The organism is Bradyrhizobium sp. TM102 (assembly GCF_009176685.1).
GTDB classification, from domain to species: Bacteria; Pseudomonadota; Alphaproteobacteria; order Rhizobiales; family Xanthobacteraceae; genus Bradyrhizobium; species Bradyrhizobium ottawaense.
In genome coordinates this window covers 2,831,508-2,857,653 of sequence record NZ_AP021855.1, presented here as the reverse complement: position 1 = coordinate 2,857,653, position 26,146 = coordinate 2,831,508, and the positions used below count along the sequence as shown (strand labels likewise).

The window sequence follows — 26,146 nt, the reverse complement described above, 5'->3', positions numbered from 1 at the left end:
CAGCGTGGACCCTGGTGTAGATCGTCAGCTATCAGGCCGCCTCGGCGATGTCGACCGGATCCTGAAATTTCGGATTATCACCCCAAGTGGCGGCTTCCGGGCCGATTTGCAACCGAGGCCCGGCCGGTTTGATTCACAACTGGCATTGCGGTAGCAACGTTCGCCATCCGGCCCATAGCCCGTTGCTCGTCGAGGAAGACGATTGTGAAGACAATCAGCGTTATCACGCCCTGTTACAACGAAGAGCTGAACGTGGGGGATTGCTACGAGGCGATCCGGCAGATCTTCGACAACGATCTCAAGGGCTACCAGCGCGAGCACATCTTCTGTGACAACGCCTCCGACGACCGCACGGTCGAGATCCTGCGCGAAATCGCGGCTCATGATCCGGCGGTCAAGGTGATCGTCAACGCGCGCAATTTCGGACCGCTGCGCAATACCTATAACGGGGTGATGGCGAGCACGGGCGACGCCGTCCTGCTGTTCATGCCGGCCGACCTTCAGGACCCGCCGGAACTGCTGCCCCAATTCGTCAAGCTGTGGGAAGCCGGCAACGAGATCGTCTACGGCATCCGCGCGGTCCGGGAAGAAGGCCGGCTGATGCGCGGAATGCGGGACGCCTATTACCGCGTGCTGACCCGATTCTCCGAGTTGAAGGTGCCGCCGGGCGTCGGTGACTTCCAGCTCGTCGACAGGCGCGTCGTCGAGGCCATGCGGCACGTTCGCGACGCCTATCCGTTCATGCGCATGATGACGTTCGAGTGCGGCGGCCGCATGGTCGGCGTACCCTACACCTGGCGCGAACGCAAAAAAGGGTTTTCGAAGAACCGCGCCAGCGCGCTGATCGATCAAGGGCTCAACGGGCTGGTGTCCTTCACCACGGCGCCGGTCCGCTTCGGCCTGCTCGCGGGCTTTGTCATCTCGGCCGTGAGCATTACCTACGCCATCGTCAACTTCATCGTCGGCCTCGTGCTCTACCAGAAGCTCGCCGAACCGGGCATCCTCACGCTGATCGTTGCCATGTTCTTTTTCGGCGGCGTGCAGCTGTTCTTCATGGGCATGATCGGCGAATATGTGCTCGCGATCTACGGACAGGTGCGCGAGAAGCCCGTGGTGTTCGAGCGCGAGCGTGTCAATTTCGGCCCGCCGCCACCTTCGTCGGGTGCGTGAGGCAGCCCCTCAGCGCTTCGCCAGCGACTGCTCGATCCGCGCGACGATGGCCGGCATTGAAAGGCCGGCGACATCCAGCAGCGCCTCGCGCGACCCTGCGCTGGACGTCTTGCCGCCCTGCTCGGGAATGCCCATGCCCGTAATCGGCGGCCGGACCGCGTCTCCGGCAAACGCGCCCGCGACCAGGCCGAACAGGCCGCCGCGCAGGATGTGCTCTTCCAGCGTCACGATGAGCGAGGCCTCGCGCACGGCGTCGCGGATCGCGGCCTCGTCGAGCGGCTTCAGGCAGGAGACGCTGACCACGCCGACGTCCCTGCCGCGCCCGGCGAGTTCGCTGGCGGCCTCCAGCGCACGGGAGGCGATCGGCCCGGACGCGAGGATAACGACCTCCCGTCCCTCACGCAAAACCCTGGGCTTGCGCAGATCGGTCACGGCGGCGCCGAGGTTCGGCTCCCCCTGACGGCTGAGCCGCAGATAAGAGGGCTTGCCGCTTCCTGCGATCAGACGCGTCGCAGCCCGCACCTCCATGGGGTCGCAGGGCACGAACACCTCGATGCCCGGAAGCATCGACATGATCCCGGCGTCTTCCAGCGCATGGTGGGTATAGCCTTGGCTGCCATAGGCATAGCCGGCGCCGACCGCGACGACCTTGACGTCGGCACCGTGGTAGCAGACGTCATTGCGGAGCTGCTCGAGGCAGCGCAGCGTCGGGAAGTTGCCGATCGAGTAGATGAAGACGGTCTTGCCCGATAGCGCGATGCCGGCGGCCATGCCCGCCATGTTCTGCTCGGCAACGCCGACATTGAGATAGCGATCGGGAAACTTCGCCGCGAACGGCTCCAACACGGAGTAGCCGAGATCGCCGCAGAGCAGCCAGATATCGGGGTTCTCGCTCGCAGCTTGCGACAGGCTCTCGATGAACGTCGTCCTCATGCGCCGACCTCCGCCAGCGCCTGCGCCAGCAGCTCATCCGAGGGCGAGCGGTAGTGCCACTCGAGCTTGTTCTCCATGAAGCTCACGCCCTTGCCCTTCACGGTGTGGGCGATCACGACGGTCGGCCGCCCCGACGGGGCAGGCACGGCGCCCAGCACGCGCTCAAGCGCGGCGATATCGTGGCCGTCGATCTCCTCGACATGCCAGCCGAACGCCTTCCACTTCTCTGCGAACGGGTCGAGGTTCAGCACCTCTGCGACCGAGCCAAAGCTCTGGATCTTGTTGAAGTCGACGATGACGCAGAGATTGTCGAGCTTGTGATGGGGCGCGAACAGGATGCCTTCCCAGTTCGAACCCTCGTCGCATTCGCCGTCGCTGAGCAGGCAGAACACGCGACTGCCGGCACCGGCGGAACGTGCAGCGAGCGCCATGCCGATCGCGATCGGCAGCCCATGGCCGAGCGAGCCGGTCGAGACCTCGACCCCCGGAACGGCGTGGCTGACATGCCCGGTGAAGATCGATCCGTCGCGGCAATAGGTGTCGAGCTCGAACAGCGGGAAGAAGCCGCATTCGGCGAGCGTCGCATACATGATCGCGGTGGCGTGGCCCTTGCTCAGCACGAAGCGGTCGCGGTTCGCGGAATGCGGCTCGGCGGGATCGAGACGCAGGACCTGCGTATAAAGCACCGCCAGGATGTCCGCCATCGAGAGGCAGCCGCCGATATGGGAAGCTTTCGCGGCGTGCACCATCCGCAGCGCGTGTGCGCGAATGCGCCGCGCGAACTCCTTCGGTTCAGGACGATTTACGGGAAGAGTTGGTCGTGTCATGCCAGTTTACCGTTTCGCGTAGTCCATCGTCCAACGCCACTTCGGGCTTCCAGCCCAATGCGAGCATGCGCGAAACGTCCGCGGCCAGGATCATAACCTGATCGGGACGGTACGCCAACTCGCCGAAGCCCAGCACGGCACCGGGATCGACAAGATTGCGCAACCGCGTCACCGTCTCGCGTAGCGGCGGCGCTTCCGGGCTGCCGACATTGAAGATGCCGCGCGCGCTCGCATGCGTCGTCGCAAGCCGGAAGGCGCTCGCCGCGTCGCGCGCGTGCAAAAATCCCCAGCGTTGCTCGCAAGCCGTCAGTGCCATGTGCTCTCCGGAACGCAGGTTCCGGATCATGCTCGGAATCAGCCAGTAGTCCGCATCCTTCGGCCCATAGGTCGAAAAGATCCGCAGCCAGGCTGACCGAAGACCCCTCTCCTCGCATAGGCGCATCGCCATCGATCCGGCAGCGAGCTTGGCCATGCCGTAAAGCGTCGTCGGCCGCGGCGTATCATCCTCGCTGATCGCGCGATCATAGGGGCCGTATTCGGCCTGCGACCCGGCTCCGACGAAGATTTTGGCGCCGGCCTCGGCTGCAAGTTCGACGAGTCCGACCGTATCGGCCACATTGGCCGCCTGGACCGGGCTGTTGCGATCGCTGCCCGCAACGCCGCGCCAGGCCATGTGGACAATCGCCTCCGGCGCAAAGGCCTTGAACGGCCCGCGCAACCCGTCCGGCTGTTCCAGAACACCGGGAATCACGTGCAGGCGCTCTGCGGCCTCGCGGAGACGCCAGTTCGCGCTGTCCGGACGCAACAGAACGGCCACGTCGTGCCCCCGTTCCAGGAGGTCCGCAACGAGGTAGGAGCCCAGAAAGCCGCTCGCGCCGGTGACAAAAACCCGCATGGCCCCCGGTAGATCAGCCGCCTGGACCCGTCAATCTCCCGCTTCGGGAATTGCCCCGGGATCCCCCTGATGGAGCTGGGGACCTGGCCTCTCGGGCACCATCTGAGCTTGATTATCCGGCCCATGCGGCTAAACGGGGGGCAGAATTGACGTTCGACGACACAGGGGTAGATGCATGAGCGATTTCAGGCTGGCCATGGTTTCCGCGGGCTTCGAGCACGGCGGCAACGTCACCCATCGTCACTTCGACGGCCATCCCGACCTGCTGGTCTATCCCTTCGAATCGCAGCTCGGCAACCGCAACTTCAACGACTTCCTCGCCTCGGTCGAGCGCGTCCAGTACCGCTATCCCGAATTCCCGGAGGGGCTGACGGCTACCGAGCTCTACGAGCAGATGATCGACGAGGAGCTGAAAACCTTCCTGCGCAAGCGCAACGGCTCCAAGTTCCGCGACGCCGACTGCGTGCTGGACGAGAAGAAGCGCGTCGCCGAATTCGTCGGGCTGTGCGGCGAGGCGCCGATCCCCCGTCGCAAGGTCATCGAGGCCTTCTTCCGGTCGACCTTCACGGCCTGGGAGAATTATTACACCAAGCCGCGCCCCGGCATGGTGCATGTCGGCTACTCGCCCGCCATCGGGATCGATGCCGATCGCATGGTGCGCGACTTTCCCAACGTCCGCATCCTGCACATCGTGCGCAACCCGTTCTCGGCCTATCGCGACACCAAGCGCCGTCCGTTCCCGCAGCCGCTGACCAAATACCTGATCACCTGGAACATCTATCACTCGACGGTCGAGATGTTCGCCAAAATGTATCCCGAGAACGTGCGGATCTTCCGTTACGAGGACCTCGTCGACGACAAGCGCAAGTTCATGATGGACGCCGCCGCCTTCATCGGCGTGCCGTTTGCCGACAGCATGCTCTATCCGAGTTGGAACGGCGTCGAGATCAAGGACTCCATCGCCCCCTGGGGAACCGTGCTCAAGAGCACCAAGGACTACAACAAGGCCGTCATCGAGGAGCTCTCGGACGACGAGCGCAAGCAGATCGCGCAGGGCACCGCGGCGCTGGCCCGCCATTTCGGCTACGACCAGATCGACTATCTGGGCCCGCTCTATCGTGCTGGGTAAGATCGCGTTCTTCGAAACCGACGACCGCCCCGACATCGCCGCCGACCGCGCGCGCATCCAGCCCGCGCTGCTGCAGCATCTGCAATCATCCGGCCGCGATATCAGCGTGACGCCGGCACTCGGCGGCACGCTCGGCATCTGCTTCGATGCCGTGATCGCCGGCGAGAAGCGGTTTCTCAAGACGCATCTACCGGGCCCAGACGCCCGCGGGAGCCTCACCAGGGAAGCCGATATTCTCGTCCGGCTCTATGGCACGGCCATCGTGCTCGGCCGTTTCGAGGCTCCGCTCGCGGACGGAACGAGCCGACTCTGCCTGCTCATGCCCGCTCTCACCCCGCTATCCGCTCCGATCGAGCCCGCAAATGCCATTGCGACGATACGCGAATGCAGTCAACGGTTCGGTGACTGGCGGCCGGACGACCTGCCCGCGTTCGAGCAATATCTCGCCTCCGCCGCCCGCGCGTTGAAGACCCTGTCCGAGCGCGGCCTGCTCAGCCACGCAAGCGCAGCCGAGCTCCGTCGCCTGATCGCGCGGCTCGAAGACCGTTTGCCGTCGCCGCCGCAGACCGTCTGCCACGGCGATTTCGGGCCGAAGAACATCATGCTCGAAGGCAACGTGTCGCGCGTCATCGACTGGGAAGACGCCTTTCTCGGCATCGCCGGCTACGATTATCTGTACTGGCTGACCTTCATGGAGAACCGGCCGTTCCTGCAAACGGCGGCGTTCGGACGGACGGGCCTTCCGGGCGAAATCGAGCGCGCAATCCTCGCGCTCGTCGTGCTGCTCAAATCGTATCTCGCGGTCTGCTCAGGCGCGTATCTGAAGCACGCGGTCTCGCCGCAGGAACGCATCGCCGAAATCATCGAGCTGCGCTGATCACGCCGCCTGCGCGGCGCCGACGACCTGGTCGAGCTGATCGAGCGAGAATGCGCGCAGGTCGCGGCCCTCGCGCAGCGCCTTGTACCAGCCGACGGTCAGCCGCAGCCCCTGCGCCAGATCGAGCCGCGGGGTCCAGCCGAGTTCGCCGCGCGCCTTGGCGCAATCGAGCCTGAGATAGGCGGCTTCGTGCGGATGCGGGCCGGCATCGGCGGTCCAGCGCGCGCCCCCGCCCCATTGCGCGATTAGGTGCTCGACCACCTGTCCCACCGGCACTTCGCTCGCGGCATCAGGACCGAAATTCCAGCCGCCGACGAAGCGCTCGTCGCCCGCCAGCCGCTCGACCAGCGTCAGATAGCCCAGCACCGGGTCGAGCGCATGCTGCCAGGGCCGCACCGAATTGGGATTGCGGATGCGCAAGGGCTCGCCTGCGAGGAACGCCTGCATCGCATCGGGCACCAGACGGTCGCGCGCCCAGTCGCCGCCGCCGAACACGTTGCCGGCACGCGCGGTCGCGACGCGCGCCGCGCCCGGCGCCTTGAAGAAGCTGTGGCGATAGGAATGCGTCACGAGCTCGGCGCAGGCCTTGCTGTTGCTGTAGGGATCGTCGCCGCCGAGCCGGTCGCCTTCGCGGAAGGCGGTGCCCGCGCCGTCGTTCTCGTAGCATTTGTCGCTGGTGACGTTCAGGATCACCTTCACCGAGGACAGCGGCCGCGCCGCCTCCAGCACGTGCACCGTGCCCATCACATTGGTCGCAAAGGTCTCGACCGGTTCCTCATAGGAGGGACGCACCAGCGCTTGCGCCGCCATGTGGATGACGATGTCGGGCTCGGCTTCCGCCATTGCGGAGCGCAAGGTGCGGAGATCGCGGATATCGGCAACGCGGTGCTTGATGTCGTCGGCGATGCGCGCCGCGACGAACAGCGCAGATTGGTGCGTCGGCGGCAGCGCATAGCCGTAGACGTCGGCTCCGAGGCGGCGCAGCAGCAGCGCCGCCCACGCGCCCTTGAAGCCCGTGTGGCCGGTGAGAAAGACCTTCTTACCGCGCCAGAATGCCGGATCCGTCACCAGACCCTCCATTTGGCGCGGTTGCCGGCCCACTCACCCTCGAGGAAGTTACGATCGCGCAGCGAGTCCATCGGGTGCCAGAAGCCGTGATGCACATAGGCGCGCAGATCGTCGCCGCGCACGAGCTGCTCCATCGGCTCGCGCTCCCAAATCGTGTTGTCGCCTGCGATCAGCTCGCCGACCGACGGCGATAACAGAAAGAAACCGCCATTAATCCAGCCGCCGTCGTCATTGGGCTTTTCCTCGAAGTTGACGACCCGGTCGCCATCGATCGCGATCGCGCCGAACCGCTTGGCCGGCCGCACCACCGAAACGGTGGCGCGCCGCCCGTGCGCCTTGTGGAACGCGATCTCGGCGGCCAGGTCGATGTCGGCAACACCGTCGCCATAGGTCAATGCGAAGAAGGGCTCGTCCGCGACATAAGGCAACACCCGCTTCAGCCGGCCGCCGGTCTGGGTGTCCTCGCCGGTGTCGACGAGCGTGACCCGCCACGGCTCGGCCGTCTCGCGATGCACTTCCATCCGGTTCTCGGCGATGTGGAAGGTCACGTCGGACATATGCAGGAAGTAGTTCGCGAAATACTCCTTGATCATGAAGCCCTTGTAACCAAGGCAGATCACGAAATCATGGAAGCCATAATGGCTGTAGATCTTCATGATGTGCCACAGGATGGGCCGGCCGCCGATCTCCACCATCGGCTTCGGCCGCGTGCTGGTCTCCTCGGCAATGCGGGTGCCGAGACCTCCCGCGAGAATGACGACTTTCATAGAAACCCTGCCGAGATCCGGGAAAATACATGCGATTGAGCACTGGTTACTGCAGGCATTTTAAGCCGTCAATTGGGGCGCGGGGCGATCAGAAGGTCCCACTTCCCCGACGGTGTCGACATATGGCGGCCAACATCGCTATGGTCCGACTCGCAAGCCGCCCCTGATCGCCAGCCACAGACCGAGTCATGCAAAAACAGCCCCGTCGGACGCTAGTACTCCTGTTTGCGACTGTCCTTGCCGGTCTGTTCATTCTGCAATTCGGAACTTTTATCGACCGCGCGACGCCGGCGCTCATCGACGATCACGACATCCTCTATCCGCTGGGCGACCAGCCGACCGCCACGCTGCACGAGATCTGGACTGATCTGAAGAACACCGACGAATACCAGGAACTGGCGAATAGCGGATCGGCCACGCGATTTCGTCCCGCTTTTTATCCCCTCAAATCGATCAAGACCTACCTGTTGGGAAGCAACATTCGCCTGTGGTACATCGCAAATTTTCTGCTCTACTTGGGCACCACGACCCTGCTTTTTTCACTCGTCCTTCGTACTTTCGGCATTCCAAGCGCGCTGGTGTTTGCCGCGCTCTATCTCGGTCACAAATCATGGGCCGATATCTTTCCCCGGCTCGGCCCGGTAGAAATCGAATGTATCCTGGTCGGGACATTTCTCATCTGGCTGCTCTGGCGATGGATCGAAACTGGAAGAGCATCCGCCCTTTGGCTCGCGATACCGACGGCCCTGCTGTTCGGAGCGACGAAAGAAGCTGATTCACCTATGTTGATCGCGATCGGTGGGCTGCTGTTGGTTTCCGGCTTCCTGAGCGGTACCAAGCGAATGGTCTCGGCGGGCGCTGTCCTGGTCGTCACAGGCGCGATCGTGTTCGCGATCATGTTGCGTATCACCGCGACGGCAGGCACCGGACTTGTCGCGCCGTGGGGTCCATTGTGGTCCTACCGGCATCATCACAACAGGGATGCACTCGCGTGGCTCGTCCTTGTCCCGATCCTCGTTTTGGCGGCCGCTGCGATCGCGCGTCGCTCCGGCTGGCTGAAGATGAGCCGGGGCGAACTTGCTGCACTCGTGCTCGCGGCGCTTTCGGTCGAAGTCCTCAGATTGACGCTCTACTATATTAGCTTCTCGATGACATACGGCGGGCAGAACGACGCCATCGGCATGCGGTACGGCTATCCGCTGGCTTTGATGCAAGGCATTGTCGCAGCCGTTGTGTTCGGCAGGCTTGCAAAGGACGGCGACCGCAGAGTCGCGTTACTCTCGGGAGCCACCGCGATTGGCTGCTTTGTCGCAGTCCTCTTTGCCAACCACGGCCTCTTTTCGCCGAACACGTTCGCGACCCGGGACTGGTGGCTTCGGTTCAACACGGATGCGGACAATACCGTCAGCGAAGCGACGAGGCTTCTCTATGAAGCCCGCAAGGAGAACCGGAATCCGGTGCTGATCGCGACCGGTCCTGCGCTGGAATGGGAGCCGAAGCTTTCCCTCATCCTCTTCCTGAGGCGAAAAATGCCCGATATGGTCGTGTACTTCGACCCGAATGAGCAATCCTCGAATGCGCTACATTACAGCAAGTTGTCGATCAAGCTGGGCGGGACTCCATTGCCGCCGGAGACGCGGGCATCGCTCGTCGAACGAGGCTGCATCCTCGTTCACGTCGACGAGCGCGAAGCAGCAGACCCAAATTGCAAGGTGTTGAACATCACCACCATCAACGGGCGGCCTGTACCCTAGATGCAACAGCGCACGACGCGGAAGCATTCGTGCCGAGTTTCTCGATCGTTCGCATGCGGCCGAATGTCCCCGGTCTCGCTTCGCACAAATTAGAAGCTCTCCCCAAGTAAGGTTCCTTCCCCCTGTTGCGAACTGAGCATCACGAGACGACATTGCCTTTACGCAAACACGAAGCACAATATCGCGCAGACATTGACGGCCTGCGAGCGATATCTGTCCTGGCCGTCATGGCATTCCACCTCAAAATCGGGCTGTCGGGAGGCTTCACCGGCGTCGACGTGTTCTTTGTTATTTCCGGATACCTCATCGGTCGGATTGTATATTCCGAGGTGGCCGGGGGAAGCTTCTCACTCTCTCGTTTTTATGAGCGCCGTGCCAGGCGCATTCTACCCGCACTTCTTGCGACGATCGCAATCAGCTGGTTCGTAGCCGACCGCTACCTCTATGCATTCGAGATGGGCGACTTCTCGAAATCGGCAGTCGCGTCAATCCTGTTTGCGGCCAACCTGTACTTCTATGGGGCGAGCGAATATTTCGCACCAGCCGCCGAGACCATTCCGCTGCTTCACCTTTGGTCTCTGGGCGTGGAAGAGCAGTTTTACCTGCTGTTCCCCCCGACAATAGTTCTCCTGGGACGATATTTGCCGCGGCTGGTGTTTGCGACGCTTGTCCTGATGTGCCTGGTTTCTCTTTTTGCGTCGCAAGTTTTGGTTTGGTCGCATCCTGATGCGGCCTTCTATCTTCCGATCAGTCGGGCCTTCGAGATATTATTCGGCACTCTGGTCGCCCACACACTCTTTCCCCCGTTCAAACAATCGCTTGGTATGCGAACTCACGGCAATCCTCGGATCCGCGTGCTTGCTGTTTTCAATGGTTTTGTTCACGAAAGACCTCCGCTTTCCGGGCATCGCGGCCGTTTTGCCCTGCGCCGGCGCAGCGATGATCGTGTGGTCCAGTCAGTCGAGCACCACTCGGATATCCCGGTTGCTTGCCTGACAACCACTGGCTTACGTCGGCAAGCTCTCCTATTCACTCTACCTCATCCACTAGCCCGTGATCGTCCTCGGCGCGCTGGCCCAGCCGACTCTCCCCCATCCCGTCTTCGCATTTGCGGCTGCTTCGGCGTCGTTCGTCCTTGCGGCCATCTGCTTCAGGGTGATCGAAACTCCCCTGAGATACGGAACTCTGACTAGACAATATTGCCTGCCAAAAGCGGCTGCCGCCATGTTGCTGGCCGGGCTCTTGCCTGCATGGACCCTGACTAAGCTGAATGCGCCCGCGTCAGCTGATCCGTCAATCAACCGCGTCTTGAGTTTTAATTTTTACAATCCGTGAACGCGATTTCTGGCTCGGGAGTGCTTTCTCGATCCGGAACAAACATTCAGCGATTATCCAATTGACAAGTGCATACCCGCATCGATCAGCACGGGTGCGATACTATGGGGCGACAGCCACGCAGCCCATCTCTATTTCGGGCTGCGAGCAGAGATGCAAAACTCGGCTATTCCATTTGGCATGTTGGCATCATCGGGGTGCCCGCCGATCGCCGATCTCGATATCGAACAGCGGCCGAACTGCAGGGATGTGAACAGAGAAATTCTGCCTTTCCTGCTGCGTTTGAAGCCTCGCTTGGTCATTCTATCCGCAGCATGGCATATGAACAGTGAAATTGCCGTATGGCTAAAGACAACGGTGGATCAGCTTGAGCAGGCGGGCATTAAGGTGGCAATCGTCAGTGAAAGCCCTGCTTTCAATACCCGCGCTCCCAACATTGCCGCCGCCCACCTCGAAGCTGGAAGGCCACCGATTGCACCTGTGACAGACACCAACATCGAGACCATGAAAACTACCGACTCGATTCTGTCCGCTGCTTTCGGAGCCGCGCCGGGGGTTCTTCCTGTTATCTCCGCTCAAGACGTTCTGCTCGGAGAAGGGCTGCCCTCTGCTAACGGGCGATGGCGTCCCTCTCTATTTTGACCATTCGCACCTCACGGAGGAAGGATCAACCGCTTACGCAAAAGCGCTCTTGACCACGATGGTCGATACGGGAATCAAGTTTTGAGCCTGTGATGCGGTATCAACATGGCGGCCTCTCAACGAGAGGTGCGTATAGTTCCACGACGCTGCCATCGACAGGGTGGGTAAGATTATCGATGAGCGCTCGGGATGCAAAGTCGAGCCCCAGGCCTTCCCACTCCTCCTTCTTCAGGGCATGGCCGCCTGTTCCCAAAATCAGCCACGCGCGCCGAAGACGTTCGGGGCCAACCATCCTCAGATATTCACTTGCAAGACGATGCGATGACGGATAGCCGGCAAAGATCCAGGGAAAGACGGGCATACGGCCGCCAATCGCAAAGACCGCGCCCGGGACTTCGCCGCTGAGGTCGATGGCAAGGTCGCCAAGGCAAAAACCGTGGCTCGCGACATCGCTCTGCAGCGTATGAATGAACTGTCGAGTACGCTCATCAAGCTTCAATGTGGAGTCCGGGCCGATCCTTGTTGGAAGAGTTTGCAGCATGATTGGGGTCGCCAATCGATAAGGCGATGTCAGACCCGCGGCAGTCGCCCTATACACGAGATAAACGCCGACGAAACAAGCCAGCGTCAAGCCGAACGAACGTGGAAGCACCAGAGCCGTGGCGACCACCAGCACCATCAATGACAAGCCCGGAAAGAGAGCGACCTGAAAGCACACCCTCCCGGCGCTTCCCAACGTCGCGGCCCAAGGAATGAGCCCGATCAGGGCAAGAAGCGCAATCCATTTGAGACTGATGCCCCGTCGACACGCGATTGAAAGCATCGCGAATCCGCCTCCGCCAAGCACAGAAAGAACATGGCAGTTGCCCGGATCAAACGCTCGCCGCAGGAGTGACAATCCGAGCAGGACTATCGCGAACAAAGCGATCAGCTCTCCCCATCGCGCGATGACGGTTCGCCCGGAGCAGCGGGCGAACATGCATACCAGCAGCAATCCTCCACTCGCCCACCAGACCCACCCATCACGAAGAAATTCGGTTTGCTGATCGCGCATCGAAAAGGGGTTCGGGTGGGATCCGCCAAAAACGACGAAATAGCCATTGATCTGGTTCAGCATCGTTCCGAGAGGAAGGCTAGCTGCCAGCACGACAAGAAAGCACAAGCCGAACAGGATCGTATGACCGAGCTGCACCAGTCTGGCCCGATTGCCGGGGAACGCGCATAGCACGCCCACAAGATAGATCGCGCCGTACGCCATGACATTGGGAGGCCTGGTAAAAAGCGCGACGGCGATTGCAAAAGCTGCGGTGAATGCGGAAACGACAGGGAGTGACTCCAAGAGCACCAATCCCAATGCTAACATCCAACCGGCGACCAGGACGAGCCAATTGTAAGACGGCGTGGGAAGCCAATACGTGTAGTAGAGGAACGGAGCCAGCAAGGCCGTACCGGCGATCAGGATCGCATCTGGATCCCGCCAGGACAGCTTCAATCTCGTCACGACAGCCCAGCCCAATGAAACGCCCAGACCGGCGAGAATAACGGCACCGAGGCGGTTGAACGCCGACACGGATTCGCCCGCGAGCAGGTACAAGGGACGAATGGCGTAACTGAAAAGTCCTAAGACCAGGTCATATTCCGCTGGCCTCTGGGCCAGCATCAAATAGAACGCCTCGTCGGTGAAGTCGAAGCCCCTGTCCATCTTCAGGATCAGGTTTGAGGCCAGAACGACCGCAAAAGCCAGCACCGCCACGGCTGCGACAAAACGAGGCCGCGAGATTAGTAGGGCAAGATTTCGATGAATAGGCATTTGTTCTTTAGGTCCCGACGATCGATATTCCCCGAGTCCCCCGGCCCGCCTCGATCCGCAGCGATCGAGCCCTCCCATTTGACGATCTGGCTGGAATATGACATGGCGGCGGGATGGGATGGTTACGCTTCTTACTGGCAGCTGTCGTCGTCGCTTACCACTGCCAATTCCATCGGGTATATCAGACGGTCGGCGGCCTGGCCGCGGTCGAGGCCTTCTTTTTCGTGAGCGGCTTTTACATGGCGGCCGCCTATCCAAGATATCAGGGGCGGTTTTCGGCGCTGCTCTTCTGGTTGAGCCGATACCTCAGGCTGATCCCTTTCTACCTGACCGTTCTTACCTTGACCTGGCTGTTCTGGCTCAGCGGCCTGGCCACGAACAAGACTGCCATTTTCAATGCGTTTGGCGCAGCCGATGCCCCCTGGCTCGCCAACATCACTTTGCTAGGCCAGGATCTGATCGCGATCAACGAGCGAACCAATCTCCTGCTTCCGGTTCGCCAATCTTGGTCTATCAGCGCAGAATTGGCCTTCTACCTGCTCACCCCGTTACTTCTGAAATGCCGCAATCGGCAGCTGATCGCGATCGCCTTCCTATCATTCACCCTCAAAACATACTTTGTGATCTCTGGGAACTGGAGGAGCGCCTATTTTCCTTTCTATTCGCAGCTTGGCTACTTTATCCTCGGGATAGTACTGTTCAGGCTCCGCGATGGGCTAACGTGGCCGAAATCAACTGCAGCTCCCCTGCTCTTGTTGACCTCAGCCTATCTCTGCGTTAGCCATTTTGCAGCCTTTGAACTCGACGGCATCTTGCCAAACGTAGCAATGATCGTGGCGATCGCCATCTCGATGCCAACTGCCTTCGCGCACTCCAACCAGCCGATCTCGAATTTTCTCGGTGATATTTCGTACGGCGTATATCTGGTACACGTTCTGATTATCGAAGTGCTGATTTCGTTGGGATGGTTCACCTACGACGCAGCTTCGCGACCGGCAATCGTCGGGATGTTCATCCTGGTGCTGTCGCTTTCAGCGCTCACCGCCGCGATTTTTGAGATCGTGGTTCAAGAGCGGATCGATCGCTGGCGCCGAACGACGTTCTACGGTGGCGCAGCACCTCAAATCAAAATCAACATGCAAGAATCAGCATAGCGTCGCCGCAATCGCTCCGCCGAAACGACCCCCGGATCCGTTTGCCCGTTCGACATTGCCTTCGGCATCGACGATCGGCATTGCGCGACTGGCTCGCGCAGCGATCGCCCGACGCCCGCCGTCAGACAAGTAGCGGATGATCGAGATGCAGAGCGGCCAGATACTGGGCCAACGTCAAGGTTGCGATTGCATCGTGCAGCTGCTCGGCCGGCGACACTGCATTGGCGACGTCTGGATTTGGACCAGGCATCGCGTCCGGAGTGTCGAAGTGGAAGCTTGCAGTATTGGCAGTATCAGTCGCGAAAGCGAAACTGCCTGCAGCCGGAACCGCAGCCAACGGCGCCGAGGCATGAACGCCGATCGTCCCGTCCCCGTTGAAGTCCTGATGAAGGCTGCTCTCCGCTTGCTGCAGTGTTGCGCTGGCGCCCGAGAGCACACCAGTGTCGCTGCGATAATTGCCGCTGCTATCGGTGTGCCAGATGATGAACTGGCTAGAGCCAGGCGCCTTCCACGCCACGTCAAATCCGCTCGCGGTCTGCTCTGCGCCAACCGGCGTCCAAACGCCGAACTGCCCGGCCACGACCGGCGAACCGACGTAGGTCAACTCTGGTCCAGGACCACCGCCTACGGGATTCATGCAGAAATTCGCGCCGCTCTGCACCAGACTCGTGCTTCCGAAGCTTTCGATGGCCGTCGCAGTCGCTGCAACGGGGCCGACTGTCCCATCCCCGTTGAGATCCTGATGAAAGCTGCTCTCCGCCTGCACCAGCGTGCGACTGGTACCTGACACAACTCCCGTGTCGGTTTGATAATCGCCGCTGCTGTCGGTTTGCCAGATGATGAACTGACTCGTGCCTGGCGCTTTCCAGGCAATCTGATATCCATTCGCGGTCTGCTCGGCGCCGATCGCCGTCCACACTCCGAACTGCCCCGCCACCACCGGTGCTCCACCGTATTTCAGCGCGGGTCCCGTCCCACCCGCAACCGGGTTCATGTAGTAGTTACCACCGCCGTTCTCGACGAGGCCGGTCGCACCTGACGTTTCAATGGTCGTGACCGGCACGCCAATCGTCCCGTCTCCGTTCAGATCCTGATGCAAGCTGGTCTCTGCCTGCTTTAGCGTAGTGCTGTTGCCCGACACCACGCCGGAGTTGGTCAGATAATTTCCGTTGGCGTCGGTGTGCCAGATGATGAACTGACTGGAGCCGGGCGACTTCCATGCGACGTCAAATCCGCTCGCGGTCTGTTCGGCGCCCACCGGTGTCCAGACTCCGAACGCACCCGCCGTGACCAGCGAGCCACCATATTTCAGATCTACCTTTACCCCGCCGCCGACCGGCGACATGTAGAAGTTGCTGCCACTCTGAAACAGGCTCGTGGTGCCTATCGCCTCGATCGATACAGGGGGATTGGCGAGGGCGCTGCTCGAGAGCGTGCCGTCGGCAAACTGGAAATACTCAAGGTTCGTGACGGTGTCGGTACCATCGGGTGAACCCGACCGCAGGTCGACAAGGGAGAAGGTTTGCGTCGACGAATTGTATGTAACGGCGTAGTTGGCCTTGTTGCCCGAATAGACCACTGTGTCGGTGCCGGCACCGCCGTCGATGGTGTCGTTGCCACCACCGCCGGTGATCGTGTCGTTGCCGCCTCCGCCCTTCAGCACGTTGGCGATGGCGTTGCCGATGATGGTGTCGTTGCCCGAGCCTCCCGTGACATTGTCGATGTAGGAGCGTACATCGCCATTGTAGAGATAGGCGTTGTAGACGTTGCCGGACGCGTAATGGCCGTTGCCGAGATTGGCGAGCTGCACGGTGGAGAACACCGACGAGGCGCCGGGATTGAGATCGATGCTGAGGTTCGTCGTGTAGTTTGAGAGGTCGTAGGTGTCGACGCCGCCGCCGTCCCAGACCGTCTCGTAGACACGGTTGGCCGAGCCACCGATGCCGCCGCCGTCGGCAGGTTGCCCGACGCCGTTGATGAACTCCTGTCCCGTGGTCGGGCTCCAAGTGTAGACCGTGTTGCCGCTCTGGGTCGTGTAGTCCGCGCCGTACATCGTTTGCAGCGCGAGGATATCGTTGGCCATGTAGGTCTGCGGATAACCGTAGGCCTCGTTGGTATAGCCAGTCGACGTCGAAGCGCCGACATAGCTCCGATAGCTCATGACGGTGTATTCACTATCGTCATGTGCGCTCGGCACCGCGACGTTGGCGACGCCGCCGGTCTCCTGGCTGTGCTTGAGTCCGAGGGCGTGACCGAGTTCGTGCAACGCGGTCGTGAAATAGTAGTTGCCGAGCTGCGCCAGCGAATAATTGTACTTGGTACCGAACCAGACGTCGCCGCCGGCCGCATAGTTGCCGGGGTAGTAGGCGTAGGAGGTCGGATTGGCCGAGGGCGACTGCGCGATCATGATGTCGGCGCTGCCGGTCCCGTTATACTGGATCGTCGCGTTGGTGTAGCTGAGGATCAGCCCGATCGCGTAGTTGATCGCCGACTGCATCGCGCTCGGCGCCGAAGCGAAGCCCGAGGTGGTCGGCTCGCTGCTGCCGCCGTAATAGGGATTGGGGTAGTCGCTGGATGCGTCAGGAAAACTATAGGTGATTGTGCCGGTCCATTTGTAGCCGGACAGCAGGCCGTCGATCTCGGCGTTGTTGGTGGCACTGACTAAGACTGTGGTGGCCAAGTGTCTCTCCAAATCAACGCGTGGCGGGATTCTGATGCTGGCGCATGATTCTAGCTAGAGAGGTGTAGGTTTGGTTTAAATTTGGCGACGTGCCCGCCCGTCCCGTAAAATGGCTGAGATCCCGTATTCATACGACGTGACGAGAAATGCGAATATTCCGCTCAAAAAACCAGAATCACAAATAAAATCAATCAGATACATCGTCGACCGTTCCCCGGCGAGGAACCAGTCTTGGTCCGGAAGGGGATAAGCGCCGGGGGGGCTGCGGATCGCGATCGGTAGCATTAAAGTTGATTCCGCCGGCTCCCATCCGCACCTGGAAACGGGCGTGGAACCGAACCGCGCTGCACCGTTCAGCGCAACCGATCAGATAGCTCCACCGCAGGCCTCGGTGACAGCGACGCGGCCGAGAGTTGTCAATACCGTTTGTGCCGATCTGGACTATGCGCGGAAAAGCAGTCATGCACGGCGCGGGGTGATGCTGGCCCTCACTAGCGTAAGGTTTTGGGGCGCATGTCGTCCAATTTTGCTGGCAAGGCCGAACTCTCGACAGATCGATCGTTTGCCCGGTCGGCGTGGCTGCTTGCGTGTGCAGGCCCATTCATTTTTCTGACAGCCCTCATCTTGGTGGCGCTTTATGGTGCGCCCGAGCACGACGACTTCTGCTTTGCCTACGAGAATGTCCGCTACGGCTTCGTACCGACCGTCCTCCATTTCTACACCGGTCTGTCGGGGCGCATTGTCCCGCTTCTGATCATTCAGATTCCAGCCGCAGTAGCGCAAGCCGCGAGCAGCAGTATTTTGCCGGCTTACGTCGCGACGCTGATCGCCTTCGCTCTCCTGTTCATCGCCGGATCCGCCTTTGCCATGGTGCGGATGTGGCCGAACGTCGGCGGCCCGGCATTGATTGTGCTGATGCTCGGGTTTCCCGCGGCAATTGCCGGAGCAACGCCAAGCGCGCATGACCTTCTCTACTGGTTGCCGGGACTAGCCTGCTACGTGCCTCCGGGATTAGTTACAATTCTGATATTGGGAGAGTGCGTTTACGCAATTGATCGCGAGCAGAAGTTCTCGATTCAAGCAACGACATGGGCAGTCGTCGCCGCCTTTCTTTCGGCGACCTGCAACGAATTCACCGCCGTCTGGCTCGTGGCGATTTTAGCGGCCTCCCTGCTCGCCCGGTTTGCTTTTGGGCAGAAAATGCAGGGCGGTCATCACTGCATTATTGCAGCGGCTGTCGTGATCGGGTGGCTAATCGTCGCTGCGGCCCCCGGTAACGGCCAGCGGATGGCCGCCGTCGACAGTGGTTGGGACCTGAGCTTCTCAATCAGAGACGGCCTCGAATTTTCTCTGATCGACCTGGGAACTCTCCTGGTTTCTCCATCGCTGATCGGCTGGCTCGTACTTGTGGTCGCCGTTTCGACTGCCATACCTGCGCCGAAAAAGCGGGATGGCCGTCGAGAAAAATGGCTGGCTTGGGGTATTGTCGCCGTCTGCCTCGGCTGCTGGTATTTCGAGTATTTTCTGCACCAGCTGATCACTGGCGCGCGCCTCGTCGATCGCGCGCAGAACCAGGCCCTAATATTGATCGTCTTCGGTTTCACACTTTCCTCGGCTTTTCTCGCCAGGATCTATTGGCCACAGCTTCGCGAGAAGCTCGCTCTCGGCGGCGCCTCTATCTCGTTCGACAAGCCGGTCTGGCCCCTGCTGCTAAACGCGATGATTGCCATCTCGCTCTATTTCAGCACGACCGGTTCGCGCTTACGCCTTGAAAGGGCAACCTTCGACGCCTTTTGGGAAGAGGCCGTTGCGCGAGATGGACTGCTCGCGTCGAGTCCCGATCAAGTGGTCAAAGTGCCGAGGCATCGCTGGAAGCCAGCAACCCTGATCAGTGCGGATATTACCAGCAATATCGGGTGCGTGGCGCGCTACTATCACAACAAGGAATTGATCGCTGTCGACCCACCGAGCGACGGTGCGCGGTAGCTCGACTTGGGAAAGAGTTCGGGTACCAGCTGCGCCAGCCCTTGCCACGCCGGGCGCCGTAGGCATCACAGCGGGTCCGCCTTCGGCGTCGAGCCCCGCACGAACGGAGCAAGCGATGGGCTTGCGATCGCCGGGATTGTTAATCGGGCATGTGCAGCCGGAGCTATGGCTGCAACCTGACCAGCAGGCGCCGTCGCATGTGTGGCCGCTGCAGCGTCAGCACCTCACTGCGACCACCCTGCTTGAACGGCACCTCGCGCAGCCCAGTCGGGGCATTGCCCCTTCCTGAACAACGTCGTAAACGATTCAGAAATCATTAATGACATGCACCGCGAGTCTTGAAATTAAAGGCGCCTTTGAGCAGTGTGCACTCTCATACAGTCGCTCTGTCAAAGCTCCATCGGCAAGGATGCGCGGCCTGTGGCCAGGTACCGCACCAATTCGAGTCGGCGAAAGACATGAAGATATTGCTGTCAGCCTGGGCTCTCGGTGCGTTGTTCGCCCTCGCCTGCTCTGGAGGAGTGCCTGTTATGGATTCGAAAGCCAAACCGGCCAAAAGTGCCAGCGAGGCGCGTTCGCCAACCGTTCCTAGCGCTCGGGATCCTTCCGCCGCGGTGGCAGAGGAATACGACGCCGCCCGCCGCAAGGACACGGTGGAAGGCTACGAGCTTTTTATCGCGCGCCATGGTGACGACCCGCTCGCCGCGAAGGCGCGTGACGATCTTAGGCGTCTGTCGCACTAAGCAGCATCGCTCGTCCGACGATTAGCGCACGCGACCTCATCTGCTGCCAGGTTCTCGATGACTCACGGCGCCGATTGTTCGGCCACGGCGCATGGCTGGCTGTTCCAGTCTCCGCTTGCCGGATGACCTTTCGGCTCTATGGTAGGCCTGCAATCTGTCCCGGAGCCTCTCAAGATGCCCTTTCCGCATGCCTCGGAAGCCCTGTCGCGCTTTACCGTGCTCGATCTGACCCGCGTCCGCTCCGGGCCCACCTGCGTGCGGCAGCTGGCGGACTGGGGTGCCAATGTCGTCAAGATCGACGCGCTGACCGAGGATGCCGGCGGCGAGCAGCCGGGCGGGCCTCGCCGGGGTTCCGACTTCCAGAATTTGCACCGCAACAAGCGGGCCATGACGCTGAACCTGAAGGATGAGCGCGGGCTCGCATTGTTCAAGCGCCTCGCCGCCAAGGCCGACGTCGTGGTCGAGAATTTCCGGCCCGACGTGAAGAAGAAGCTCGGCATCGACTATGAGAGCCTTGCCGCAATCAACCCGCGTATCGTCTATGGCAGCATCTCCGGCTTCGGTCAGGACGGCCCCTATCACAAGCGGCCCGGCTTCGATCAGATCGCGCAAGGCATGGGCGGGCTGATGTCGATTACCGGCGCGCCGGGCGAAGGCCCGATGCGGGTCGGTATCCCCGTCGCGGACCTGACGGCCGGCCTATTCTGCGCCATGGGCATCCTCACCGCGCTGCTCGAGCGCGAGGTCTCGGGCAAGGGCCAGTGGGTGCAGACCTCGCTGCTCCAGGCTCAGATCTTCATGCTCGACTTCCAGGCCGCGCGCTGGCTTATGGAGAAGGAGGTCGCCAAGCAGGCCGGCAACAACCATCCGACCAGCATTCCGACCGGCGTGTTCAGGACCTCCGACGGCTACATCAACATCGCTACGACAGGCGGGCGGATCTGGGAGCGTTGCGCCCAGGCCATCGGCGCACCGGAGCTCTATGTGCATCCCGACTATGCGACGGCGCCGGCCCGCTCAAAGAACCGCGACGCGCTCAACGCCGAGATCGAGAAGCGCACCGTGATGAAGTCGACCAAGACCTGGGTCAGCGAGCTCAACGAGGCAGGCGTGCCCTGCGGGCCGATCTATGCGATCGACCAGATGTTCGAGGACGCGCAGGTCAAGCATCTCGGCATCGCGCAGGACGTGCCGAACGACGAGGACCGCCACATCCGCCTGGTCGGCCAGCCCGTGACGATGTCGCGCACGCCGAGCAGGATGGTGGCGCCGCCGCCAGAATTCGGCGAGCAGACGGAAGAGGTTCTGATGGAGTTCGGCTTGGCCGCTGACGAGATCGCGAGGCTGAGAAAAGCTCGCGTCATCTAAGGTTGCTCTTCTGAACGCGAATTCGCATGCGCATTTCGAAGGGTAAACGGGAGCCAATCGGCACTGTTCCAAGTGATGGGGTCTCACCCTGAAGCAATCAACTAGGAGACAATTGCACTGATGGCGGAAATCTGGGTGATTGCCTTGTAGGATCTAGTCGGGTTTCCGTGCGGGCGGTCGACTCGGCGGCGGCTCGTTTAGATCTCGCGCCCAAGGGGCACCAGTCGCAACTCTTGAGTTCGAGGATGTATCGTTAGAGCTCACACAGGATGAAGTGATTAAACTGCCCGCGACAACAGCGGCAATCCCCACAACCCTCGTTCTGTACGCCAGCAGCAAACAGCTCAATCGAATCGACGCTTCATGCATCACAGCGCACCTTGCGAGGTCGATAACGCTAAACTAGCAGAAGGTTCCGAGGGCGTCGAGATTGGCCTTTCCGAGAGCTGTTGGAAAGCGTGTCAATTGATCAGCTTGCGTCAAGTGACTAGACTAATTGATCGCGGTGCCTGCGCGTCACGCCCAGGATCTTGGCTCCCGCCCCACCGGAATTCGGCCAGCAGGCCGATTAGGTGGTGGTCGATTTCGGATTCGGCACGGGCGTGGTTCAACACCCCAGTTCGGCCCCCTACTTTAGTTCGTACATCAAAGATACGCGTCACAGCGCCGCATAAGTTGATGTGCTTTTGGTGTGCATCTGGCGGATGTACATTTCTTACAGTTTCTGATTGTATCTGGAAAGATTAGCAAAGACACTGGAACTACTTGCCGATGAATTTGATGCGCAGGCTGCGTCTGAGGCTTTTCCCGCCCCAAGGAGTTATCGAGGGCTACGAAAACGAAGAGCTTGTCGAGACAATCTTTCGCAAGACGGTCGCCTTCCAGGCAGAAGAGAACTGGCCGCTCGTTGCGAACGTAGGATCGGTGCTCGATTTCGGCGGCGGGGCTGGAATCCACTACAAGGTTGCGCGACAAATGTCCCCGGATATTCGCTGGGCAGTTGTTGAGACGCCGGCAATGGTACGTCGTGCAAGTAAGCTGGCAACGAACCGCTTGATGTTTTTCAGCGATATCGAACACGCCGCCGACTGGCTCGGAAGCATCGATCTAATGCATTCGAATGGCGCGATCCAGTATGTCGACGATGCGATTGGTACTGTGGAGGCTTTGTGCGCTGCGCGACCCACCAAAATGGTTTGGTATCGTGTACCCATTAGCAATGGATCGGCCAGGGAGGAGACTCAGACATCGTTCCTCAGTCACAATGGGCCAGGCGAGATGGCCACGGGAAACCATAAATTGGTGAAGTACACTAAACGCTGGATCCCCGAGAACGCGTTCGTCGCTGCGCATCAAGGTTACGCTCTGATCGAGCGCGGCTCGGACCCGCGCGAGCGAGGCACTCAGCACTTCTGCTTCGCCGGAAGCGCGTGAAGGGTGTCTCGGCAAGCGCTGTCGCTCTCCTCATCATAGGGCTTGGCGTGCACGAACTTTTAAGGGAAGTTGGCCGGAGTCTACGAGGCAGCTCCCGCGGCCAAAGTTTCACCCCTCTCAGGTTCTGAAAACTCAAGCGGTTTACAAAACTAAGGCCAGTAATGGTCGATGGTTAGCAAAATGACCGAGATGAACAAGGAATAAGGGGCTCCTGAGACTTGAACGCATCTTCCTTGAGTACGCAGGACGCGCGCCGGTGGAGTCCGAAAGTGTCGGATTACTGAAAGTGGCCGAGGACTGAGTCGCGGCGGCGACCGAGTTCCAAAACCACCGCGGCGGATGGTTCAAAACGATTTCACGACGGCCCTGAGACTGCCCTTCGGCGGACACACCGAATGACATTGATGACCTCACGGGCAAGAAGCGCACCTGCAGAGAACAGGCACCGTCCTTCCATAACCCCAACGGACCGCGGCAGGAGCTCGGCGGCGCGCCGACCGTGATGGGATGAATCAATTTTGGTGCGCAGAGCCAACAGTCTAGCAGCCGGCGTGGAAAGACTTCAAATTTAGCCCGAAACCGCCACCATGGAGAAGAGCAATGGGCTGCCCTTTGTGGAAGTGCGGAACCGCAAAAGGCCTGCGCCACGAGCAGCATGGCGATCGCTGCTATGACCAGCTCAAAAATGACCTTGCCTGCTCACCTGCGCGGCAGATTCAGTGCGGCGACCATCGGGAAGAATTACTCGGACCGCGTCCTGCGTTCGAAGATCAAGTCGATCGGAGGATTCGGCCGCGTGCGCGCGCGATGCTCTAGCAGCAGCTCAAGCCGGAAAACGACAAAGCCCGGCGCGAGCCGGGCTTTGCTTGTTATGAGACGCCTTTGTTGATCTCTGCGCGTGCTCAGTACCTGGCGACCACCGGGCCACCGAACTGATAATTGATGCCGGCGCGGAGGATGTGATCGGTGAAGTGCGAGGAGGCGTTGGCGCTGACCGTGGAGAGCGGTGCGAGCGTGAACGGACCGGACGAGAAGCGTCCAAGATCCATGTAGAGATATTCGAGCTTGGCGCTCCAGTTCTGGGTGATCTTGCCTTCGACACCCACACCAACGGTCCAGCCTGCGCGCGTGGTCGAGTTCGAACCGATCGAGGCGATCGCCACGCCTGCGGGAGTGAAGCCGGTCATGGTGCCGGTCGTCTTGATCTCGCCGAAGGCCAGACCGCCAGTGCCGTAGAACAGCACCTTGGGGGTCGCCAGAATGCCGACGCGGCCACGAACGGTGCCGAACCACTGCAGATGCTGGTCGATCGTCAGAATCGTGTTGGTTGCAGCGCCGGCGGGAAGGAACGTCAGGCCGGGAAGACAGGGTCCGGCGATCGGAAACACGGCACTGCCGGCGCAGACGAAGCCGGTGCGACCCTTCTCGCCCGACCATTGCAGATCGCCCTCGATGCCGTAGACCCAGTTGGCGTTCTGCCAGTTGTAACCGGCCTGGCCGCCGGCAACGCCACCGTTCATGTCGAACGACCCACTGGTGATGGAGCCGGCCGGAGGCACGATCGCCAAGCCGGTTGCCGAGTTGAAATAGGAGACGTCGGTGCGCGAGCGGCCCCAGCTGTAGCCGCCATTGGCGCCGACATACCACCCGGTCCAGCTCCACACCGGATCGACGATGGGCGCCTTCACATAGGGTCTTGCTGCGATATCAGCAGCCAATGCGCCCGTCGCGAACAGCGACATGGCCGCTGCCAGTCCAATCACGATCCGCTTCATGGAGAACCCCCTCCGCACGATTTCGTGATCGAAACATACGCCACCGCCTGCCCAAAGGCTGTGCCGCGGCAGCAACATCCGGAAACAATCGCGGCGTGTAGTGACCCGGACTACAACGACACCGCTTGCCTTATATTCTTGGATTTAAAAGGCTATTTGGGTTGCAATGTCGCCCTGGTCCGCTGCGTCCATCCGACGCGGGAAAGCATGCCGTCGATCACCGGCCAGAACAGCAGGACGATTGCCAGCGTCGTGATCGACCCGACCAGGCCGTTCGACCAAAACACCCTGAGGTCGCCGCCGGAGCCGATCATCGACAGACGAAAGGCATGCTCGGCGCGATTGCCGAGCACGAGCGCGAGGGTGAACGGCGCGAGCGAAATGCCGATCTTCTTGAAGAATGGCCGGACCACGCCGAAGCCGAGCATCAGCCAGAGGCGATATCGCATTTCGGGATTGCGTAGACGCCGATCGCGCAGGATACCACGATCATCTGCGGCGCCCAGCACGCCGGCGTGAGCAGTCGGCCTAACCGCGGCGCAGTTCCGACTTTCTAGAATATAAACGGCAACATGCGGGCGATCACGCTGAACCCGACATGTCATGCCTCTAAGAGCAGCGAGGGCTTGAACCGTCAAGTCGAAAGGGTACTGTCCGTGCCCTTGCCGACGTCGGCCTGGGGTGGCGAGGCGCGTGAACGCCGCGAGGTTGAAGAAGATGATACAAATTGGTTTCTCGCCGTGTTTACCGGCTTGATGGTTGTCGCCTGCTTATTCGCTGCTGTCCTCGTCGATAGTATCTGCTGCAACAAGAGAGCGAAGATCCCGCTCCGCTGCTTCCTGTCGCCGCAGTTTCGGGACTCTAACAGCCGCTCGTGCAACCGAGGCCGGTTTTGATCCGAAGGCCAATTCCGACAATCACGTCTAACATTCTCTTTTCCAACGGTTAGCGCAAGATGATCTCCCTAGGTCAAATCGCAGCAACCTCGGAGGACCACGATATGACTAGGGTAGTTAATGCCATTGTTCCCATCCAAAACCATTCCTGCAGTAAATAGAGAATCAGATGATCCTGAGTACGCATGCGATCGTCGGTGGCGCGATCGCCAGCCTGTTTCCATTGCACCCGGCAGCCGCGGCGATCGCAGGGTTCGCAAGTCATTTTGCAATTGATGCAATTCCGCATTGGGACTATCCACTTCACTCGATAAGTCTAGGCAAAGGTGCCAACAATCGCCGCCTGTCCTTCAGCCGCGCGACGCTGAGGGATTTGTCAATCATCGGGATTGATGCTTGCGCCGGGCTCGGCCTTGCGCTCTGGATGTTTGCAGCGGAAGGATCAATTTGGACAATTGCGATCGGCGCCTCCACCGCAATGTTGCCAGACGCGTTGCAATTCGCTCACACCCTTTACCCGCGTGGCTTGCTTCACGTCCTGCAACGCTTCCATTGGTGGATACACTCTAAGCGCGCGTTGACAGGACTATTTGGCGTGGGTTCGCAACTCGCATTCGCCGGAACGATTGCCGTACTCGCAAGAAACATCCATTGACTCCGGCAGCACTGGCGGCCGGTATTTTAATTCGTCATTCAATGAAGAATGCGCAGTTCTCTCCGTTGACGCTTCACCTACACTTCGGCTTTGAGCCAAAACCGGGCGTCAACTAGACGGTGCCCAAAGTCATGGCAGCTTGTTGCCGGGTAGCCCGTCAGAAAATGCCACAGAGCCAACCACCATGAGAGAGAGAGAGAGAGAGAGAGAGAGAGAGAGAGAGAGACGCCATCAGCTCACAACCTCCC

Annotated in this window: 19 protein-coding genes and 2 pseudogenes; 12 read left to right on the top strand and 9 right to left on the bottom strand. The window is 60.6% G+C overall.

All coding sequences use genetic code 11. The features are described 5' to 3' along the window. The first annotated feature begins 204 nt into the window (after nt 1-204). Entirely contained in the window at nt 205-1,170 is a 966-nt protein-coding gene (locus tag GDN70_RS13450) for a glycosyltransferase family 2 protein (RefSeq protein ID WP_038947250.1), read from the top strand. Between the two features lie 9 nt (nt 1,171-1,179). Here GDN70_RS13450 and GDN70_RS13445 read toward each other — a convergent pair whose 3' ends face one another. From GDN70_RS13445 to GDN70_RS13435, 3 genes are read right to left on the bottom strand one after another with little or no spacing between them, the layout of a single operon-like run. After that, on the bottom strand, nt 1,180-2,103 hold the full coding sequence (locus tag GDN70_RS13445; RefSeq protein ID WP_038947248.1) for a transketolase family protein: 924 nt from the start codon (nt 2,101-2,103) through the stop codon (nt 1,180-1,182). Beyond that, nucleotides 2,100-2,930: a transketolase gene (locus GDN70_RS13440; RefSeq protein ID WP_038947247.1), complete on the bottom strand. Its 831-nt coding sequence runs from the start codon at nt 2,928-2,930 to the stop codon at nt 2,100-2,102. The genes GDN70_RS13445 and GDN70_RS13440 overlap by 4 nt, the downstream gene beginning before the upstream one ends. After that, a complete protein-coding gene (locus GDN70_RS13435; protein ID WP_038947245.1) occupies nt 2,896-3,825 on the bottom strand; it encodes an NAD(P)-dependent oxidoreductase in 930 nt (309 codons plus the stop codon). Before GDN70_RS13435 ends, GDN70_RS13440 begins: the two co-directional genes overlap by 35 nt. Nucleotides 3,826-4,000: 175 nt before the next feature. Here GDN70_RS13435 and GDN70_RS13430 point away from each other — a divergent pair, with 175 nt between their 5' ends. Together GDN70_RS13430 and GDN70_RS13425 are read left to right on the top strand one after the other, a co-directional pair. Next, on the top strand, nt 4,001-4,954 hold the full coding sequence (locus GDN70_RS13430) for a sulfotransferase (RefSeq protein ID WP_038947244.1): 954 nt from the start codon (nt 4,001-4,003) through the stop codon (nt 4,952-4,954). Beyond that, nucleotides 4,944-5,831, top strand: a complete 888-nt coding sequence (locus GDN70_RS13425) for a phosphotransferase family protein (RefSeq protein ID WP_038947243.1) — start codon at nt 4,944-4,946, stop codon at nt 5,829-5,831. Before GDN70_RS13430 ends, GDN70_RS13425 begins: the two co-directional genes overlap by 11 nt. Here the strand turns inward: GDN70_RS13425 and rfbG are convergent, their stop codons facing one another. Together rfbG and rfbF are read right to left on the bottom strand one after the other, a co-directional pair. Continuing rightward, nucleotides 5,832-6,899, bottom strand: a complete 1,068-nt coding sequence (gene rfbG, locus GDN70_RS13420; protein ID WP_152102650.1) for a CDP-glucose 4,6-dehydratase — start codon at nt 6,897-6,899, stop codon at nt 5,832-5,834. Then, nucleotides 6,896-7,666: a glucose-1-phosphate cytidylyltransferase gene (rfbF, locus tag GDN70_RS13415; protein WP_038947241.1), complete on the bottom strand. Its 771-nt coding sequence runs from the start codon at nt 7,664-7,666 to the stop codon at nt 6,896-6,898. The genes rfbG and rfbF overlap by 4 nt, the downstream gene beginning before the upstream one ends. Nucleotides 7,667-7,854: 188 nt before the next feature. Between rfbF and GDN70_RS13410 the strand changes: the two genes are divergently transcribed. The 3 genes and pseudogenes from GDN70_RS13410 to GDN70_RS13400 all read left to right on the top strand — a co-directional run bounded on the left by GDN70_RS13410 (nt 7,855) and on the right by GDN70_RS13400 (nt 11,482). After that, the gene (locus GDN70_RS13410; RefSeq protein WP_038947240.1) at nt 7,855-9,420 is read left to right on the top strand and encodes a hypothetical protein; all 1,566 of its coding nucleotides are present in this window, start codon (nt 7,855-7,857) and stop codon (nt 9,418-9,420) included. 152 nt (nt 9,421-9,572) lie between these two features. Continuing rightward, nucleotides 9,573-10,613 carry an acyltransferase gene (locus tag GDN70_RS13405; protein ID WP_152102649.1) on the top strand — a complete coding sequence of 347 codons (1,041 nt, stop codon included), beginning with the start codon at nt 9,573-9,575 and terminating at the stop codon, nt 10,611-10,613. Between the two features lie 295 nt (nt 10,614-10,908). Continuing rightward, a pseudogene (locus tag GDN70_RS13400) lies at nt 10,909-11,482 on the top strand (SGNH hydrolase domain-containing protein). Nucleotides 11,483-11,497: 15 nt separating this feature from the next. Here the strand turns inward: GDN70_RS13400 and GDN70_RS13395 are convergent. Next, nucleotides 11,498-13,207 carry a hypothetical protein gene (locus GDN70_RS13395; protein ID WP_152102647.1) on the bottom strand — a complete coding sequence of 570 codons (1,710 nt, stop codon included), beginning with the start codon at nt 13,205-13,207 and terminating at the stop codon, nt 11,498-11,500. A 113-nt stretch (nt 13,208-13,320) separates the two neighbouring features. Between GDN70_RS13395 and GDN70_RS13390 the strand changes: the two genes are divergently transcribed. After that, complete coding sequence (locus GDN70_RS13390; protein ID WP_038947235.1) at nt 13,321-14,361, top strand: acyltransferase; 1,041 nt, start codon at nt 13,321-13,323, stop codon at nt 14,359-14,361. 121 nt (nt 14,362-14,482) lie between these two features. On the opposite strand, the gene GDN70_RS13385 is transcribed toward GDN70_RS13390, so the two are convergent. Further along, the gene (locus tag GDN70_RS13385; RefSeq protein ID WP_152102646.1) at nt 14,483-17,041 is read right to left on the bottom strand and encodes a M10 family metallopeptidase C-terminal domain-containing protein; all 2,559 of its coding nucleotides are present in this window, start codon (nt 17,039-17,041) and stop codon (nt 14,483-14,485) included. 513 nt (nt 17,042-17,554) lie between these two features. Here GDN70_RS13385 and GDN70_RS13380 point away from each other — a divergent pair. The 4 genes from GDN70_RS13380 to GDN70_RS13365 all read left to right on the top strand — a co-directional run bounded on the left by GDN70_RS13380 (nt 17,555) and on the right by GDN70_RS13365 (nt 22,572). Next, entirely contained in the window at nt 17,555-19,027 is a 1,473-nt protein-coding gene (locus GDN70_RS13380) for a hypothetical protein (RefSeq protein ID WP_049806479.1), read from the top strand. A 530-nt stretch (nt 19,028-19,557) separates the two neighbouring features. Beyond that, entirely contained in the window at nt 19,558-19,770 is a 213-nt protein-coding gene (locus GDN70_RS13375) for a hypothetical protein (protein ID WP_312017543.1), read from the top strand. Nucleotides 19,771-19,944: 174 nt separating this feature from the next. Beyond that, nucleotides 19,945-21,138: a CaiB/BaiF CoA-transferase family protein gene (locus tag GDN70_RS13370; RefSeq protein WP_038947229.1), complete on the top strand. Its 1,194-nt coding sequence runs from the start codon at nt 19,945-19,947 to the stop codon at nt 21,136-21,138. 771 nt (nt 21,139-21,909) lie between these two features. After that, complete coding sequence (locus GDN70_RS13365) at nt 21,910-22,572, top strand: hypothetical protein (RefSeq protein WP_152102645.1); 663 nt, start codon at nt 21,910-21,912, stop codon at nt 22,570-22,572. 902 nt (nt 22,573-23,474) lie between these two features. Here the strand turns inward: GDN70_RS13365 and GDN70_RS13360 are convergent. Together GDN70_RS13360 and GDN70_RS13355 are read right to left on the bottom strand one after the other, a co-directional pair. Next, nucleotides 23,475-24,347, bottom strand: a complete 873-nt coding sequence (locus GDN70_RS13360) for an outer membrane protein (protein WP_038947227.1) — start codon at nt 24,345-24,347, stop codon at nt 23,475-23,477. Nucleotides 24,348-24,499: 152 nt separating this feature from the next. Continuing rightward, nucleotides 24,500-24,843, bottom strand: a pseudogene (locus GDN70_RS13355) (tripartite tricarboxylate transporter permease); the annotation flags it as partial. 569 nt (nt 24,844-25,412) lie between these two features. Between GDN70_RS13355 and GDN70_RS13350 the strand changes: the two are divergent. Then, complete coding sequence (locus tag GDN70_RS13350) at nt 25,413-25,898, top strand: hypothetical protein (protein WP_038947224.1); 486 nt, start codon at nt 25,413-25,415, stop codon at nt 25,896-25,898. The last annotated feature ends 248 nt before the right edge of the window (nt 25,899-26,146 follow it).